The organism is Acidovorax sp. Q11 (assembly GCF_054950075.1).
The window spans coordinates 21377-36704 of sequence record NZ_JBUDZG010000030.1; the positions used below are offsets into that span (position 1 = coordinate 21377).

At 66.0% G+C, this 15328-nt stretch carries 14 protein-coding genes and 1 pseudogene; 6 read left to right on the plus strand and 9 right to left on the minus strand.

The annotated features are described in order from the left end of the window. The first annotated feature begins 23 nt into the window (after positions 1-23). Together glxR and ACYZGB_RS18865 are read left to right on the plus strand one after the other, a co-directional pair. Positions 24-944 carry a 2-hydroxy-3-oxopropionate reductase gene (gene glxR, locus ACYZGB_RS18860; RefSeq protein WP_462390401.1) on the plus strand — a complete coding sequence of 307 codons (921 nt, stop codon included), beginning with the start codon at positions 24-26 and terminating at the stop codon, positions 942-944. Between the two features lie 106 nt (positions 945-1050). Continuing rightward, positions 1051-1503, plus strand: coding sequence for a hypothetical protein (locus ACYZGB_RS18865; protein WP_462390402.1), 453 nt, complete (start codon positions 1051-1053; stop codon positions 1501-1503). Between the two features lie 161 nt (positions 1504-1664). On the opposite strand, the gene ggt is transcribed toward ACYZGB_RS18865, so the two are convergent. Next, complete coding sequence (ggt, locus tag ACYZGB_RS18870; RefSeq protein ID WP_462390403.1) at positions 1665-3449, minus strand: gamma-glutamyltransferase; 1785 nt, start codon at positions 3447-3449, stop codon at positions 1665-1667. A 193-nt stretch (positions 3450-3642) separates the two neighbouring features. Further along, positions 3643-4350, minus strand: a pseudogene (locus tag ACYZGB_RS18875) (GNAT family N-acetyltransferase); the annotation flags it as partial. Positions 4351-4491: 141 nt separating this feature from the next. Between ACYZGB_RS18875 and pdxR the strand changes: the two are divergent. Further along, positions 4492-5988 (plus strand): MocR-like pyridoxine biosynthesis transcription factor PdxR, encoded by a 1497-nt coding sequence (gene pdxR, locus ACYZGB_RS18880; RefSeq protein ID WP_462390404.1) that lies wholly within the window; start codon positions 4492-4494, stop codon positions 5986-5988. 13 nt (positions 5989-6001) lie between these two features. On the opposite strand, the gene ACYZGB_RS18885 is transcribed toward pdxR, so the two are convergent. The 4 genes from ACYZGB_RS18885 to ACYZGB_RS18900 are packed head-to-tail and all read right to left on the minus strand — an operon-like array spanning position 6002 to position 10766. Then, a complete protein-coding gene (locus ACYZGB_RS18885) occupies positions 6002-7249 on the minus strand; it encodes a M20 family metallopeptidase (protein ID WP_462390405.1) in 1248 nt (415 codons plus the stop codon). Continuing rightward, positions 7246-9111, minus strand: coding sequence for a 2-oxo-4-hydroxy-4-carboxy-5-ureidoimidazoline decarboxylase (gene uraD / locus ACYZGB_RS18890; protein ID WP_462390406.1), 1866 nt, complete (start codon positions 9109-9111; stop codon positions 7246-7248). Before uraD ends, ACYZGB_RS18885 begins: the two co-directional genes overlap by 4 nt. A gap of 2 nt (positions 9112-9113) precedes the next feature. Further along, positions 9114-10073, minus strand: a complete 960-nt coding sequence (gene puuE, locus ACYZGB_RS18895) for an allantoinase PuuE (protein WP_462390407.1) — start codon at positions 10071-10073, stop codon at positions 9114-9116. Between the two features lie 24 nt (positions 10074-10097). After that, on the minus strand, positions 10098-10766 hold the full coding sequence (locus ACYZGB_RS18900; RefSeq protein WP_298449898.1) for a GntR family transcriptional regulator: 669 nt from the start codon (positions 10764-10766) through the stop codon (positions 10098-10100). A gap of 108 nt (positions 10767-10874) precedes the next feature. Here ACYZGB_RS18900 and uraH point away from each other — a divergent pair, with 108 nt between their 5' ends. Further along, positions 10875-11225, plus strand: coding sequence for a hydroxyisourate hydrolase (gene uraH, locus ACYZGB_RS18905; RefSeq protein WP_462390408.1), 351 nt, complete (start codon positions 10875-10877; stop codon positions 11223-11225). A gap of 58 nt (positions 11226-11283) precedes the next feature. Here the strand turns inward: uraH and ACYZGB_RS18910 are convergent, their stop codons facing one another. Then, positions 11284-11763, minus strand: coding sequence for a hypothetical protein (locus ACYZGB_RS18910; RefSeq protein ID WP_462390425.1), 480 nt, complete (start codon positions 11761-11763; stop codon positions 11284-11286). Between the two features lie 124 nt (positions 11764-11887). Here ACYZGB_RS18910 and xdhC point away from each other — a divergent pair, with 124 nt between their 5' ends. Then, positions 11888-12706: a xanthine dehydrogenase accessory protein XdhC gene (gene xdhC, locus ACYZGB_RS18915; protein ID WP_462390409.1), complete on the plus strand. Its 819-nt coding sequence runs from the start codon at positions 11888-11890 to the stop codon at positions 12704-12706. A gap of 265 nt (positions 12707-12971) precedes the next feature. Then, positions 12972-14243 carry a urate hydroxylase PuuD gene (locus ACYZGB_RS18920; protein ID WP_462390410.1) on the plus strand — a complete coding sequence of 424 codons (1272 nt, stop codon included), beginning with the start codon at positions 12972-12974 and terminating at the stop codon, positions 14241-14243. Positions 14244-14307: 64 nt separating this feature from the next. Here the strand turns inward: ACYZGB_RS18920 and ACYZGB_RS18925 are convergent, their stop codons facing one another. Further along, entirely contained in the window at positions 14308-14691 is a 384-nt protein-coding gene (locus ACYZGB_RS18925; RefSeq protein WP_462390411.1) for a RidA family protein, read from the minus strand. Between the two features lie 114 nt (positions 14692-14805). Continuing rightward, the gene (locus ACYZGB_RS18930) at positions 14806-15258 is read right to left on the minus strand and encodes a hypothetical protein (protein WP_462390412.1); all 453 of its coding nucleotides are present in this window, start codon (positions 15256-15258) and stop codon (positions 14806-14808) included. Positions 15259-15328: the final 70 nt, after the last annotated feature.

Genomic DNA, 15328 nt, shown 5'->3' on the forward strand with positions numbered 1-15328 from the left:
CACCACACAAGGAGAACAAGAACATGACCGACACCCCCCTCAAACTCGGTTTCATCGGCCTGGGCATCATGGGCGCGCCCATGTGCGGCCACCTCATCGCTGCGGGCCACCAGCTGTATGTGCACACGCGCGGCCGTGTGGCGCCACAGATTGCCGAGAGCAGCGCCACGCAGTGCACCACCGCGCGCGGCGTGGCCGAGCGGGCCGACATCATCTTCCTGATGCTGCCCGACACGCCCGATGTGGAGAAGGTGCTGTTCGGCGCCGACGGTGTGGCCCAGGGCCTCAAAGGCAACGTGGGCAAGGTGGTGGTGGACATGAGTTCCATCTCGCCCGTGGCCACCAAGGACTTTGCGGCGCGCATCGAGGCCCTGGGCGCACAGTACCTGGACGCCCCCGTCTCGGGCGGCGAACTGGGCGCGAAGAACGCCACGCTGTCCATCATGGTCGGTGGCCCCGAGGCGGTGTTCGAGCGCATCCGGCCGCTGTTCGAACGCCTGGGCAAGAACATCACCCTGGTGGGCGGCAACGGCGACGGCCAGACCGCCAAGGTGGCCAACCAGATCATCGTCGCCCTGAACATCGAAGCCGTTGCCGAGGCGCTGCTCTTTGCCGCCCGCGCGGGCGCCGACCCCGCCCGTGTGCGCCAGGCGCTGCTGGGCGGTTTCGCATCGTCGAAGATCCTGGAGGTGCATGCCGAGCGGATGATCCAGCGCAGGTTCGAGCCGGGCTTTCGCATCGGGCTGCACCAAAAGGATCTGAACCTTGCGTTGTCGAGCGCTCGCACGCTGGGGGTGCCGCTGCCCAATACGGCCATGGCGCAGGAGCTGTTCAACGCCTGCGTCGCGCATGGCGGTCAGGGGTGGGACCACTCGGCGATGGTGCGGGCGTTGGAGAAGATGGCGAATTTTGAGATAGGGCAGACCGCGATCCAAGCGTCGTGAAGCAACTTCTCGGTTCGATAGCCAGTGCATTTAGCCCAGCCGCTACACGCTATGCTGCTCGGATTTCCAAGCTACCCTTGTATGTCCAGAGCAGGACTTAATTGCCGTGAGTGAGATTGCCAACAAACTGCGCCGAACGCCCAGGGTTCTTGTTGGGTGGTTGTGCTTTCCGCTTGTCTTCGCGGCTCTTGCTGCTGCTTTCTATCTCTTCGATAGCTGCGAAAACACGATCCTTGAAGAGGCTCGCTCTCCAGATGGCCACAAAAAGCTAGTGATTTTTGAACGCAAGTGCAGTGGAACAGTTGCTTGGACCACCCACGTGGCGATAGTCGACAGCATTGGTCCGTTCCCCAATCGCCCTGGCAACACGTTGGTGTCTTACGAGCGTCACGGCTCACTGACAGAAGAAACAGACCCTCGAAGGCACGAAATGCCGGAGGTGCAAGCGCGTTGGACAGGTCCGAGTGATGTGGAGCTAACGTATTGGTCAGGGGCGCCAATACAGTTTTCTGCACTCGAGGTCGATGGAGTTCAGATTGCGCACAAGCGCACCGAGTGAGTTTTCACTGGGTCTAGGAATGCTCGCACCGCTGCTGCCCAGACGATAGCCGAATAGACCGTGTAAAAAATCCCGCCGGCCTTTCGGCGAGCGGGATTTTTCATTGAAATGGCCGCTACCGCTTGTCTATCAAGCGCTAGAAGCTATCAAAGGTATAGCAATCAATACCCCAGCGTCTTCCCATCCGGATTGCGCGGGTCCGAGTAGCCATACAGCGCGCCACCCCGGATCTGGATGGTCTGCGTGCGGCCCATCGACGGCTTCACCGCGATGTTGTGGCCGCGCTGCTTGAGCAGGGCCAGGGTGTCGGGCGAGAGGCCCTTTTCCACGCGCAGCTCGTCGGGCGTCCACTGGTGGTGCACACGCGGTGCTGCTGCGGCTTCCGCAGGGTTCATGCCGAAGTCGATGGTGTTGACCACCGTCTGCAGCACCGTGGTGATGATGCGCGCGCCGCCGGGGCTGCCGGTCACCAGGGTGGGCTTGCCGTCCTTCAACACCAGGGTAGGCGTCATGGACGACAGGGGGCGCTTCTTGGCGGCCACCGCGTTGGCGTCGCCACCAACCAGACCGTAGGCATTGGCCACGCCGGGCTTGGCCGAGAAGTCGTCCATCTCGTTGTTGAGCAAGATGCCCGTGCCCTTGGCGACGATGCCGCTGCCGAAGTTGGTGTTCAGCGTGTAGGTCACGGCCACGGCGTTGCCGGCCTTGTCCACCACCGAGTAGTGGGTGGTCTGGTCGCTTTCATACGGCTGGGGCTGGCCGGGCTTGATCTCCTTGGCTGGGCGTGCGCGGTTGGCGTCGATGCCCTTGGCCAGCGATTCGGCGTAGCGCTTGGACGTCAGGCCCTTGAGCGGAATCTTCACGAAGTCCGGGTCGCCCAGGTATTCGGAGCGGTCGGCGTAGGCCAGCTTGCTGCTCTCGGCCATGTAGTGGATGGTCTGCGCGCTGTTGGGGCCCCATTGGGCGAGCGGCAGGGGCTCCAGCATGTTCAGGATCTGCACCAGGTGCGGGCCGCCGGAAGAGGGTGGCGGCATGGTCACGATCTCGTAGCCCCGGTAGGTGCCGCGCGTGGGCACGCGCTCGGCCACCTTGTATTCGCGCAGGTCCTGCAGGCTGATGGCGCCCGCGTGGGGCGCCATCTCGGCGGCGATCTTCTGAGCGATGTCGCCTTCGTAGAACGCTTTGGCGCCCTGCTGGGCGATCAGGCGCATGGACTGGGCCAGGTCCTTCTGCACCAGCGGGTCGCCCACCTTCAGGGGCTCGCCGTTCTTCCAGAAGATGGCCTGGGTGGCAGGCCATTGGCCCATGTTCTTCTTTTCCTGCTGCAGGATCTTGGCCAGCGTCTCGCTGACCGGGAAGCCCTTGTCCGCCAGCTCGATGGCGGGGGCAATCACGCGCGACAGGGGCAGGGTGCCCCAGGTCTTGAGCGCGTGCTCCATGCCGGCCACGGTGCCGGGCACGCCCACGGCGTAGTGGGTGTAGAGCGACTTGCCATCCACCACGTTGCCTTTGGCATCGAGGTACATGTCGCGCGTGGCCTTTGATGGCGCCACTTCGCGGAAGTCGAGCGCCACGCTCTTGCCGGTCTTGGCATCGTGCACCACCATGAACCCGCCACCGCCCAGGTTGCCCGCATTGGGCAGGGCCACGGCCAGCGCAAAGCCAATGCCCACGGCCGCGTCCACCGCGTTGCCACCGGCCTTGAGGATGTCGAGGCCTATCTGCGAGGCCAGCTCCTGCTCGGTGGCGACCATGCCGTTGCGCGCCACCACGGGGTGGAACACGTCCATGCTGAAGTCATAGGCGGCGCTGGCGGCTTGGGCGGCGGCCGTCTGCTGCACGGCGGGTGCGGGCGCTGCTGCCGTGGTGGGGGCGCTGCCGCAGGCCGTGAGGCTGGCCAGCGCCAGCGCGAGGCTGGAGGCCAACAGCGTGTGTCGGATGTACATGGAAGCTGCTCCTTGGTTTTTTGCTTGGAAGGAAAAGAAAGGGAATGCCGCCCCGCAAGGGGGCCGCAGCAAGTGTAGGGGGCGCTTGCCTCACTGCGGGCGGCAGTGTGCCATTGCGTACTCAGCCCATGCGCGCGCGTCATTGCTGCGCCGCGTGCGCAAGCCCGGGCATACGCCCTGCTCAACGTGGCAGGGATTCGCGCACCTGCGTCAGCGAGCGCCGCTGGCGCCCCTCGGCGTCCTGGTTGTCGTCCGACAGCCAGGCCTCGAAGGCCTGGCGCAGCAGCGGCCATTCGGTGTCGATGATGGAAAGCCAGGCGGTGTCTCGGTTGCGGCCCTTGTAGACCACGGCCTGGCGGAAGATGCCCTCGAACTGGAAACCCAGGCGCGCGGCGGTGCGCCGCGAGGGGGCGTTGAGGCTGTCGCACTTCCACTCGTAGCGGCGGTAGCCCAGCGTGTCGAACACATAGGCCATGAGCAGGAACTGCGCCTCGGTGGAGGCAGGGGTCTGCTGGAGCAGCGGTGAGAACATCACGTTGCCCACCTCGATCACGCCGTGGGTGGGGTCGATGCGCATCAGCGCCAGCGTGCCCACGGCCTTGCCTGTGGCCCGGTCCACCACGGCGAAGTGGCGCGGGTCGGTGCTCTGTGCGGCGCCTTGGGCATAGCGCAGGTAGTCCTGCGGCGTGTCGAACGGGCCGGTGAACATGTAGGTCCAGGCGCGCGGGTCCGGCGCGAGCCGGTAGGCGGCGTCCAGGTCGGCCGCGTGGCGGTCGGCCTGCAGGGGCTCCAGCAGGCAGTGGCGGCCCGCCAGGGTCACGCCGGTGGGTTGGGGGCGGGGCGTCCAGCCGGGCACAGGGGCGCCGATGGGCTGGGCGAAATCATTCATGAAGGTGGGCATGGAATTGCGCGGTCGAAGGGGCAAAAGAGGGAGATTGAGCGTGTGACTTTAGGATTTTTGTGGATCATCAAAAAGATCCACGCTGGCACAATCTGATGGTGCCACTGGATTTGCAAACCGGCGGCTTTTCACAGGCACTCCATGACCCAACGCATCCCTGTCACCGATCCCGTTCGCCATGTCTTGCTGGACGCCCCGCTGGTGCGAGATCGGCAGGGCGATTCGCTACAGCGCCAGCTCCTGACCCGCATCCGCGATGCCATCCTGGATGGGCGTTTCCCCTCGGGCTGCCGCCTGCCGGGGTCGCGGGACCTGGCGGCGGACCTGGGCGTTTCGCGCAACAGCGTGACGGCGGTCTATGAGCAGCTGGGGGCCGAGGGCTACATCGAGCTGAGCCGCCGGGGCACCAAGGTGTCCGCGCTGGACCGCAACCGTGCCCGAGGCCATGCGGACCCCGCACGCGCTGTGCCGCCCCGCCTGTCCGAACGCAGCGCGCAGGTCGTCAGCCGTTTTGCCGATGCGGGCGAGACCCTGGCCTTCAGGCCCGGTGTGCCGGCGCTGGCGCGTTTCCCCTTGAGTGCCTGGAAGAGCTGTTTTGACCGCGCCTTCAAGGCGTCCGGCGTGTCGGCCCTGGGCTATGGCAATCCGGCGGGCGAAGCCGCCTTGCGGGGCGCCATCATGCGGCACCTTGCGGTGGCGCGCGGGGTGCGCTGCGAGGAAGGGCAGGTGGTCATCACCGAAGGTGCGCAAGAGGCGCTGAACCTGTGTGTGCGGCTGGTGGCCAACCCGGGTGACACGGCCTGGCTGGAGGACCCGGGCTACCGGGGGGCGCAGACGGCGTTCCAGTGTGGTGACCTGAAGGTCGAAGCCCTGCGGGTGGATGGCGCGGGCCTGGTGGTGCCTGCCGATGCCTGGACGGCAGAGCCGCCCCGGCTCATCTACACCACGCCGTCGCACCAGTACCCCACGGGTGGGGTGCTGCCCGTGGCCCGCAGGCTGGCGCTGATCCGCAAGGCGCAGGCCTGTGGCGCCTGGATCATCGAGGATGACTACGACAGTGAATTTCGCCATGCGGGCGAGTTGATCGGTGCCATGCAGGGCCTGGTGCCTGAAGCGCCGGTGATGTACGTGGGCACGTTCAGCAAGACGCTGTTCCCGTCGTTGCGGCTCGGGTTTGTGGTGCTGCCACAGGCCCTGGCAGCCGTGGCCGCACCACTGCTCAGGGAGACGCTGCGCGGCGGGCACCGCCACGAGCAGCTGGCGCTGGCGGAGTTCATCGAGAGCGGGCAGTTCAGCCGGCACCTGGGACGCATGCGGCGCCTGTACCGCAGCCGACAGGCGCTGTTGCGCGACGCATTGGCACAGCACCTGGCTGTGCCCCATGGGGTGCTGGGGGGTGACAGCGGCATGCACCTCACGGTGCGCCTGCCGCCCGAATACCCCGACCAGGCGATTGCCGAGGCGGCCCGCGCCTACGACATGGCCCCCGCGCCGCTGTCACGCTTTGCCCTGCGCGCACAGCCCGAAGACAACGGCCTGGTGCTGGGCTACGGCAATACGTCCGAATCGCAGTACCCGGCCCTGGTGCAGCGGCTTTCGCGGTTGGCGCAGGCGCAGCGGGCAGGCCGCAGCGCCTGAGCGCGAGACCGCATCAGGCGAGCAGATCGCTCAGCGAGCGCGCAATCACCTTGGTGGCGCGGCGCAGGTCTTCCAGCTGCAGACGCTCGTCGGCACGTTTGGCGTGCGACTCAAGCACGGTGCGCGGGCCCGCACCGTAGATCACGCCGGGGATGCCGCGCTCCACATACAGGCGCACGTCGGTGTACAGCGGCGTGCCCACGGCGGGCACGGGCTCACCGATCACGGCCTGCGCATGCTTCTGAATGGCGTCCACCAGCGGCTGGTTGCCCGCCAGCGGTGTCATCGCGTTGGCCAGCAGCAGGCGCTTGATCTCTACGCGGATGCCGTCGCGCTCGCCCGCCGCCTGCTCGATGATGCGGCGGATGGCGGCTTCCACCTCCACCGGGTTCTCTTCGGGGATCATGCGGCGGTCGAGCTTGAACATGACCTTGCCGGGCACGACATTGGTGTTGGTGCCGCCCTCGATGCGGCCGACGTTCAGGTAGGGGTGCTTGATGCCCGCCACGTTGGAGGTGACCTTCTTGTACTCATCGTTCTGCGCATACAGCGCGTTCAGGATGTGCACCGCGCCCTGCAGCGCATCCACGCCGGTGTGGGGCACGGCGGCGTGGGCCATCTTGCCGTGCACGGTCACTTCCATCTGCAGGCAGCCGTTGTGGGCGGTGACCACTTCGTAGCTGAAGCCGGCAGCGATCATCAGGTCGGGCTTCGTCAACCCTTTTTGCAGCAGCCAGCCGGGGCCGAGTTCGCCGCCGAACTCTTCGTCGTAGGTGAAGTGCAGTTCCACCGCGCCCCGCGCGGGCTGGGCGACGGCTTCCAGCGCCCGCACCGCAAAGGTGAAGCTTGCAAAGTCACTCTTGCTCACGGCGGTGGCGCGGCCGTACATGGCGCCGTCCACAATCTCTGCGCCATAGGGGTCGTGCGTCCAGCCTTCGCCGGGAGGCACCACGTCGCCATGCGCGTTCAGGGCGATGGTCTTGCCGCCGTCGCCCTGCGCACCGTACTGGCGGCGCACGATGAGGTTGGTGATGGATTCCATGCCGTAGGCCAACACGTCGGCGGCGGGCACGGCGTGCTTTTCAGCGGTGTAGCCAAATTCGGTCAGCAGCTCGGCCGTGCGTTCGGCGTGCGGTGCGTTGTTGCCGGGTGGCGTGTCGGTGGGTACGCGCACCAGGGCCTGCAGAAAGCGCACTTCCTCGTCGAAGTGCTGGTCGATCCAGGCGTCCAGCGCTGCGTAGTTGTTGTTGGGGGTGGTCATGGTTGTTGTTCCTCGGCAAGTTGGCGCAGCACCTGGGTGAAGGCGTCCACGGCCAGCTGCATGTCGTTGTTGGTGGTGGATTCGAGCGGGTTGTGGCTGATGCCGGAGTTCAGCCCGCGCACGAAGAGCATGGCCTGGGGCATGATTTCGTGCAGTTTCATCGCATCGTGTCCTGCCCCGCTGGGCATGCGGAACACGGGTACGCCCAGCGTGTCTACGGCGCGTTCCCAGTGGTGCTGCCACGCGGGCGCGCTGGGCGCGGCGGCGGCGCGCATGGATTCTTCCAGCGTGTAGCGCAGGCCGCGGCGGGCGGCGATTTTGGCAAGCTGCTCCTTCACGTCGCTCACCAGCGCGTCGCGTTGCGTGTCGGTGGGCGCGCGCAGGTCGAGGCTGAATTGGCAGCGGCCGGGCACCACGTTGATGGAGCCTGCAGGCACCTGCAGCTGGCCGATGGTGCCCACCGAGTCGCCGTCTTGCGCGGCGCGCTGCTCCACGTAAAGCGCCAGTTCGGCCACGGCCACAGCCGCGTCGCGGCGGCGGTCCATGGGGGTGGTGCCGGCGTGGCTCGCGGTGCCGATCATCTCGCACAGAAAACGCACGCTGCCGTTGATGGAAGTGACCACGCCCAGGGGCAGGTCCAGCTCGTTGAGCACCGGGCCCTGCTCGATGTGCACCTCGATGAAGCCCAGGTAGTGCGCGGGGTCGCGCTGCAGCTTGGGAATGTCGTCAATGCACAGGCCCGCGTGCTGCATGGCTGCGCGCATGGTCACGCCGTCCACATCCTTCTGGTCGAGCCAGGCGGGGTTGAAGTCGCCAATGAGCGCGCCCGAGCCGAGGAAGGTGGCCTTGTAGCGCTGGCCTTCTTCTTCGGCAAAGCCCACCACCTCGATGCCGAAGGGCAGCCGCTTGCCGGCGCGGTGCAACTCGCGCACGCAGGCCATGGGCACAAAAATGCCCAGTCGGCCGTCGTACTTGCCGCCGTTGCGCACCGTGTCGTAGTGGCTGCCGGTCATGAGGTACTTTGGAGCCCCCACGCTTGCCACTTCGTGTGCTGCGCTGCCCCCCGAGGGGGCCGCGGCTTGCTTGGGGCGGCCCGGCGCGGCGCCGTGGGCGCCTTCCGTGGCCGGGTGGTAGCGCCCCACCACGTTGCCCACGGCGTCGATCTCCACCTCGTCGAAGCCGCAGTCGCGCATCCAGTGGCTGATGCGCTGGGCGCAGGCGCGGTGCGCGTCGGTGAGGTAGGTGACGGTGAGCTGGCCTTTTTCGGCGAAGCCGGGGTCGGAGTGTTCGGCGAGCTTTTCCTGCCAGTCCCACACGTCGTTGCCCAACAGGGGCTCGGCGGCGAACTTGTCGTTCAGGCGGATCTCGGCGATGCGGTGGATGTTGCGCAGGGCTTCGGCCAGCTCGAACTCGGGGTGGTTGTCCAGGCGCCGGGCAAAGGTGTCGATGATTTCCTGCTTGGCCAGGCCCGTGCCACGCGGACCGCGCACCGCCAGGATGAAGGGGAAGCCGAAGCGCTCGTTGTATGCGGCGTTGAGCGCCTGGATGCGTGCGAACTCCTCGGGCGTGCACTGCGTGAGGCCCGCCTTGCTCTGCTCGTTGGTGGATTCGGCCGTGAGATTCTTCGCCACCATGGCCTTGCCCGCCAGTTCGGGGTGGGCGCGGATCAGCCCGAGCTGCGCGTCCTGGCCCGCCGAGCGCACCACCTGGGCCAGCGCATGCTGCAGGTGAGCCTGCGAGCGGAAGGGCCGCTGCGCCAGCGCCTGCTCGGCGATCCAGGGCGAGTGTTCGTACAGGCCGTCCAGCAGCTGCAGGGCCTCGGCAGGGCTGGCGGCGTTGAGTTGTTCCAGGGTCAGGGCCATGCTCAGCCTGCTTTCTGTGAAGGGTAGGGGTGTGCCTGTTTCCAGTGGCGCGCGATGTCGATGCGGCGGCACACCCACACGTTGCTGTGCTGCTGGATATGGTCCAGAAAGCGCTGCAGCGCCGTGATGCGGCCAGGGCGGCCCAGCAGGCGACAGTGCATGCCAATGCTCATCATCTTGGGCGCGTTGTCGCCTGCCGGATCGCCTTCGGCGTACAGCGCGTCGAAGGTGTCCTTCATGTACTGATAGAACGGGTCGGCGTGCGAATAGCCCTGCGGCAGCGCAAAGCGCATGTCGTTGCAGTCGAGCGTGTAGGGAACGATGAGCTGGGGCACGGTGGCTCCATTGCTCTTTTTCACGTCCATCCAGAACGGCAGGTCGTCGCCGTAGTAATCGCTGTCGTATTCGAAGCCGCCAAAGTCGGCCACCAGGCGGTGGGTGTTGGGGCTGTCGCGGCCGGTGTACCAGCCCAGCGCGCGGTGGCCCGTCATGCGCTCGATGATCTCCATGGCCTCGGCCATGTGGGCGCGCTCGACCTCTTCGGGGATGTGCTGGTAGTGGACCCACTTGAGGCCGTGGCAGGCGATTTCATGGCCCAGCTGCATGAAGGCCTGCGTCAGCTCGGGGTGGCGCTGCAGCGCGCTCGACACGCCGAACACGGTGAGCGGCAGCTTGCGCTTTTCGAACTCGCGCAGGATGCGCCACACGCCAGCGCGCGAGCCGTATTCGTAGATGCCTTCCATGCTCATGTGCCGCTCGGGGTAGCTCGCGGGGTTGAACATTTCAGACAGGAACTGCTCGCTGCCCGCGTCGCCATGCAGCACGGCGTTCTCGCCGCCTTCTTCATAGTTCAGCACGAACTGCACGGCAATGCGGGCGCCGCCCGGCCACTGCGCGTGGGGCGGGGTCTTGCCGTAGCCGATGAGGTCGCGGGGGTAGTGCTGGGTGGAGTCGTAGATCATGGGTGTCAGGGATTCATCAAAGGGTCACGGCATGAGTGCGGCGGCCAGGTCGCTGGCCGGGCGTTTGCGGTCAAACGTCAGGCTGGCTTCCACGTGTTCCAGGTGGGCCTGCATGAGCGAGACGGCCAGGGCCTCGTCGCGCGCGGCGAGCGCGGCCACGATGTCGCCATGCTCTTCATGCGAGTGCTCGGCGGCGCTGGCGGATTGGTACATCAGCGTGATGAGCGCGCAGCGCGAGATCAGGTCGCCCAGCATCTGCGCCAGCACCTCGTTGCCCATGAGTTCGGCCATGCGCACATGGAAGTCGCCCAGCAGCTCGGTGCGGCTGCTGGCATCGGCCGTGCCCATGGCGGCCTTCTCGCTGGCGACATGGGCGCGTAGGGCCTTGATCTTGGCGGGGGTCACGGTTTGCACAAAGGCGCGCGTCATCTCGGTTTCGAGCATGCGGCGCACGGCAAACACCTGGCGGGCTTCTTCGACGGAAGGCGTGGAGACAAAAGCGCCGCGCGCGGGCTCCAGCGTGACGAGGCGGTTCTGCGCGAGCTGGAACAGCGCCTGGCGCACCAGCGTGCGCGACACGCCGAAGTGGTCAGCCAGTTTCTGCTCGGCCAATTTGGTGCCTGGCTGCAGGCGGTGCTCCACGATGGCGCGGGTCAGCGCCTCGACAATCGCACTGGTGGATGAAGATTCCATGGTGGCATGATACGTTGGAATGGCGAAAAGTGTATACACTTTTGGTCTACACGCTGCGATCTGGCAATCCTCGCCGATCGGCTGTAAACCCGTTTCAGGAGATTCCCTATGGGATTGAGCACCCACGTTCTCGACACCATGAACGGCTGCCCCGCCGCCGGCATGGAGGTGACGCTGTACTCCACCGAGGGTGACAACGCCACGCTGATCAAGCGCCTGGTGTTGAACCACGACGGCCGCACCGATGCGCCGCTGTTCGACAACGCCAGCCTGCGCACCGGCACCTACCGGCTGCGTTTTGATGTGGCAGGCTACTTCAAGGCCCGGGGCGTGCAACTGCCCGAGCCCAATTTTTTGAACCAGGTGAGCCTGGACTTCGGCATTGCGCATGCCGACCAGCACTACCACGTGCCGCTGCTGGTGAGCCCGTGGAGCTACTCAACATACCGAGGTTCGTAGGAGGCGCGACCGCCCCTGGTGGATGCGCCGAGCGGCGAAGCCGCTCAAAGGGATATACCTAGAGCTGCCCTTCGGTCAGGGTGTCGAGCTGGAAATGCCCGCCCCTGTCCCATAGCCAGGTGTCGGTGTAGGTGACCTTGCCCAGGCGCGTGGGTGCAGGGAAGGGCGCCGCAGCGCGCACGGTGCGCTCGATTTCGGCCACCACCTCCGGGGCGTGGCGCGGGGCGCGCATCCAGTGCAGGCGGGTGACTTTGCCGCTGCGGTCAATGTCCACCTGCAGCACGCCGATGGCGTACAACTGGGCGGGCAGCTTGCCTTTGAAGATGCGCTCGCGGTTCAGGCCATAGAGGTGGGTGGCCGCATCCTGCCGATAGGCCAGCGGCGTGGCGGCTGCAGAGGGGCGGGCCGACCCGGCGGCAGCGGGCACCGGGCCCTTGACGCCACCGGACTCCGCACTGGTGGACGGCACGCTGTCAGGCGCCGGGGTGGGCTCAGGCGGGGCTTTGCAGGCCGATACCAGGGCGGCGCCAAGGGCCATGATGCCTGCCAGCAGCCAGTGGCTGCGTGGGCCGGGGGAGCGGTTGGGGGGCGTGTCGGGCATGGTGTGGATGTGGCAGGGGCCGCCAGCGGTGCCAGCGGCCAGGGGCGTTAACGACAAAGGAATGGCGGTGACAAATTTGCGTTTGCTGTTGGACGGTTTGACCGCCGGGCCAGCATGCCTGGTAACCGTAGAGTCTACCCAAGGGTCGGTGCCCCGCGAGGCCGGGGCCTGGATGGCCGTGTTTGCCGACCGCCTGGTGGGCACCATTGGCGGGGGGCATCTGGAGTTCCAGGCCATTGCCGAAGCGCGCCAGCGCCTGTCGGGCGCCGCTGCCGACAACTCCGCGCCGCTGCGCTTTGCGCTGGGTCCGGCGTTGGGCCAGTGCTGCGGCGGTGTGGTGCACCTGGGATTTGCGCTGCTCACAGCGGCTGATGCCCCAGGGTTGGCTATCCGCCTGGCGCCCCGCCAGCACCCCGTGGCGCTGTTTGGCGGCGGCCATGTGGGCCATGCGCTGGCCCGTGTGCTGGCGCCGCTGCCGTTTGCGCTGACCTGGATCGACAGCCGCGACGGCATCTTCCCCGAGCCACCGCCCGACGACGCAGTCTGCGAGCATTCCGATCCCGTGCAGGGGGCTGTGCCGGGCCTGGCGCCGGGCAGCCGCGTGCTGATCATGAGCTTCAGCCACGCCGAGGACCTGGACGTGGTGGCCGCCTGCCTGCACCGCCAGCGGCAGCAGCGGGACCTGCCCTTCATCGGCCTGATTGGCAGCCAGACCAAATGGGCCACCTTTGGCAGCCGCCTGCGCAGCCGGGGCTTCAGCCAGGACGAGCTGGCCCAGGTGACTTGTCCCATCGGCATCCCCGGCATCGATGGCAAGGAGCCCGAGGTGATCGCCGTGGCCGTGGCGGCGCAGCTGCTGCTCAGTCTGAAGGCGGCCTGAGAACCTGTGGCTGGAACGATTCATGCACCTGCCGTCACAACAGCTTGAATGCGGGTAATTCCCGCCCCGCAGGCACCAGACTGGGGCTGGAAGCGGGAACAATTTCTGCATACACTTTGATTCACTGGTCGCAGCGGTGCCCAGCAGATTCTCTCTGCCCAGGTGCGCGACCCCCTTCTTCTGCTCAGAGCGCCCGCAGTGGTGAGCAGGTTGTACAAGCGGCATGCGCGGCACATTCGCCCGCACGCCGCCAAGGTTGAGAACTATGGAAAGCTACCTTCTCGACTGGGCCAACCTGCTCTTGCGCTGGGTCCACGTCATCACCGCCATCGCCTGGATTGGTTCGTCGTTCTACTTCGTCTTTCTCGACAGCAGCCTCACGCCGCCTGAGGACGACGATCTCAAGAAACAGGGCGTGAGCGGCGAACTCTGGGCCGTGCACGGCGGCGGTTTCTACCACCCCGTCAAGTTCGCCGTGTCGCCACCCAAGCTGCCGGGGCACCTGCACTGGTTCTTCTGGGAAAGCTACAGCACCTGGATCAGCGGGTTTGCGCTGTTCACGGTGTCCTACCTCTACAGCGCCAGCACCTACCTCATCGACAAGTCGCGCATGGACTGGGCGCCCGCCACGGCCATCGTCGTGGCGCTGGCGTTCTTTGTGGTGTTCTGGGTGCTGTACGACGCCATCTGCCGCATCTTTGGCCAGAGGAAGAACGGCGACGCCATCGTGGGCGCGCTGGTGCTGGTGCTGGTGTGCATTGCCTCGTGGCTGGCCTGCCACTGGTTTGCGGGCCGCGCGGCCTTCTTGCTGGTGGGCGCGATGATCGCCACGGCCATGAGCGCCAACGTGTTCTTCTGGATCATCCCCGGCCAGCGCACCGTCATTGCGCAGATCAAGGCGGGCGAGCCCGTGGACCCGATCCACGGCAAACGTGGCAAGCAGCGCAGCGTGCACAACACCTACTTCACGCTGCCCGTGCTGTTTGCGATGCTCAGCAACCACTACAGCTTTACCTGGAGCCACCCGCAGAACTGGCTGGTGCTGATCCTGATGATGTTTGCGGGCGCGGCCATTCGCCAGTTCTTCGTCATGCGCCACGGCTACAAGCTGGGCCGCAACGGCAACCCGCTGCCCTATGCGCTGGTGGGCGTGGTGGTGATTGTGGGCGCCATCGCCTGGATGCGCCCGGCACCCGTCGCCGCTGTTGCAGCCGTGGCCGCCCCCGCGCCAGCTACCGGTGTTGCTCCTGTTTCAGGAGCTACCGGGGCAGGCACAGCGGGCGCAGGCGGCCAAATTGACTCCAAATCGGTGCAGGCTGTGCTGGAGCAGCGCTGCTACATGTGCCACGGCGAGCAGGTGCAGATGAAGAACCTGCGGCTCGATTCGCCCGCGCTGGCCCAGCAGCATGCCCAGGCCGTCTACCAGCAGGTGGTGGTGCAAAAGCTCATGCCCATGAACAACGCCACTGGCATGACGGATGCCGAGCGTGCGCTGGTCAAGCGCTGGTTCGAGGCAGGGGCGCCTACGGGGCCTTGAGGCTGCGCAGTGTGGAGTGCTGAGTGCGGCGTCACTCTGCGCTCAAGCGAAGCCGTGCAGACTCCTAGCCCTTGACGACGGTGGCGTCGATCTCCACCACCTGCCCCGGGTATCCCAGGCGGGCGACACCCAACAGCGTTGCCGGAGGCACTTGCCCGCCAAAGTACTCGGTCACGGCACCCCAGGCGGCTGAAAGGTCGGCCTGTTCGCCGACGACGTAGACAACAAGGCGGCGAATGTCGGGCGCGGCAAATCCGTGAACGGCCAGAACCTTGCTCAGATTCGCCAAGCACTGCGATGCCTGGGCGCGCGGTTCCTCGGGCGCCACGATCGAGCCATCGGAGGCTTGCGGCACTTGGCCCGCAAGGAAGAGCTGGCCCCCCACGCGCTGCGCGTACTGATAGTGCGGTGTGCTTGGCAGGCCTGAGGCGATTTCGGCTTCGTTCATGTTTATGGGTGGCGCGTAGCGCGATGGAGGACTGGTTTGCTTGGTGACGGTTAACGCTTGATATGAGAGGCGCTGGTAGTACGAAGGCCGGTAAGCGTCCTCTCGATAGAAGGGCTAAGCCGCACTGCACGGCAAGATGGCTTCATCGCTCTCTCCCTTCGCGACTGAGAGCAGAGATGCGCCGAACTCTCGCAGCGCCTCATAGTCTGTGCGTAGCTCGACGGTGACAGCGTACTCCGGTACAAGGCTCGCACTTTCGTTTTGGTGCGCCAGGTGAACACGGCAGCCGATCGTTCCGAGGTTACCTATTGGATAAAAGCGCATGCCGAGGTGAACATGCTCCAGTTGCCCGTGTACTACTGAGTTCCACCGGCCACCTTTTAGCTCAAGGGCTTTATCTGGCTGCAGCGGATAGGTGCTCGCAAGCGCTTGTGCAAAGGCAGTGATCTCGGCAATGTTGAACCAAGCAGATCCTTTTCCGGCGAAGCCATTTGCGTTGACCTCAGCGGATAGTTCCCCCGTGCCGTCGGGCTCTTGAATCAGTGTTAGGCGGAAGGAAGTGAGCATTGGGGGCGGCCCAACGCAACTAAGACCGCAAAACCTGCGGGATGAACTGGGACTTGCGGGATATTCTGGA

Bases quoted from the DNA above. Each gene is read 5' to 3' on its own strand.
- glxR (WP_462390401.1), top strand. From the start codon at position 24: ATGACCGACACCCCCCTCAAACTCGGTTTCATCGGCCTGGGCATCATG.
- ggt (WP_462390403.1), bottom strand. From the start codon at position 3,449: ATGTACATCCGACACACGCTGTTGGCCTCCAGCCTCGCGCTGGCGCTG.
- pdxR (WP_462390404.1), top strand. From the start codon at position 4,492: ATGACCCAACGCATCCCTGTCACCGATCCCGTTCGCCATGTCTTGCTG.
- ACYZGB_RS18885 (WP_462390405.1), bottom strand. From the start codon at position 7,249: ATGACCACCCCCAACAACAACTACGCAGCGCTGGACGCCTGGATCGAC.
- uraD (WP_462390406.1), bottom strand. From the start codon at position 9,111: ATGGCCCTGACCCTGGAACAACTCAACGCCGCCAGCCCTGCCGAGGCC.
- puuE (WP_462390407.1), bottom strand. From the start codon at position 10,073: ATGATCTACGACTCCACCCAGCACTACCCCCGCGACCTCATCGGCTAC.
- ACYZGB_RS18900 (WP_298449898.1), bottom strand. From the start codon at position 10,766: ATGGAATCTTCATCCACCAGTGCGATTGTCGAGGCGCTGACCCGCGCC.
- uraH (WP_462390408.1), top strand. From the start codon at position 10,875: ATGGGATTGAGCACCCACGTTCTCGACACCATGAACGGCTGCCCCGCC.
- ACYZGB_RS18910 (WP_462390425.1), bottom strand. From the start codon at position 11,763: ATGGCCCTTGGCGCCGCCCTGGTATCGGCCTGCAAAGCCCCGCCTGAG.
- xdhC (WP_462390409.1), top strand. From the start codon at position 11,888: ATGGCGGTGACAAATTTGCGTTTGCTGTTGGACGGTTTGACCGCCGGG.
- ACYZGB_RS18920 (WP_462390410.1), top strand. From the start codon at position 12,972: ATGGAAAGCTACCTTCTCGACTGGGCCAACCTGCTCTTGCGCTGGGTC.
- ACYZGB_RS18925 (WP_462390411.1), bottom strand. From the start codon at position 14,691: ATGAACGAAGCCGAAATCGCCTCAGGCCTGCCAAGCACACCGCACTAT.
- ACYZGB_RS18930 (WP_462390412.1), bottom strand. From the start codon at position 15,258: ATGCTCACTTCCTTCCGCCTAACACTGATTCAAGAGCCCGACGGCACG.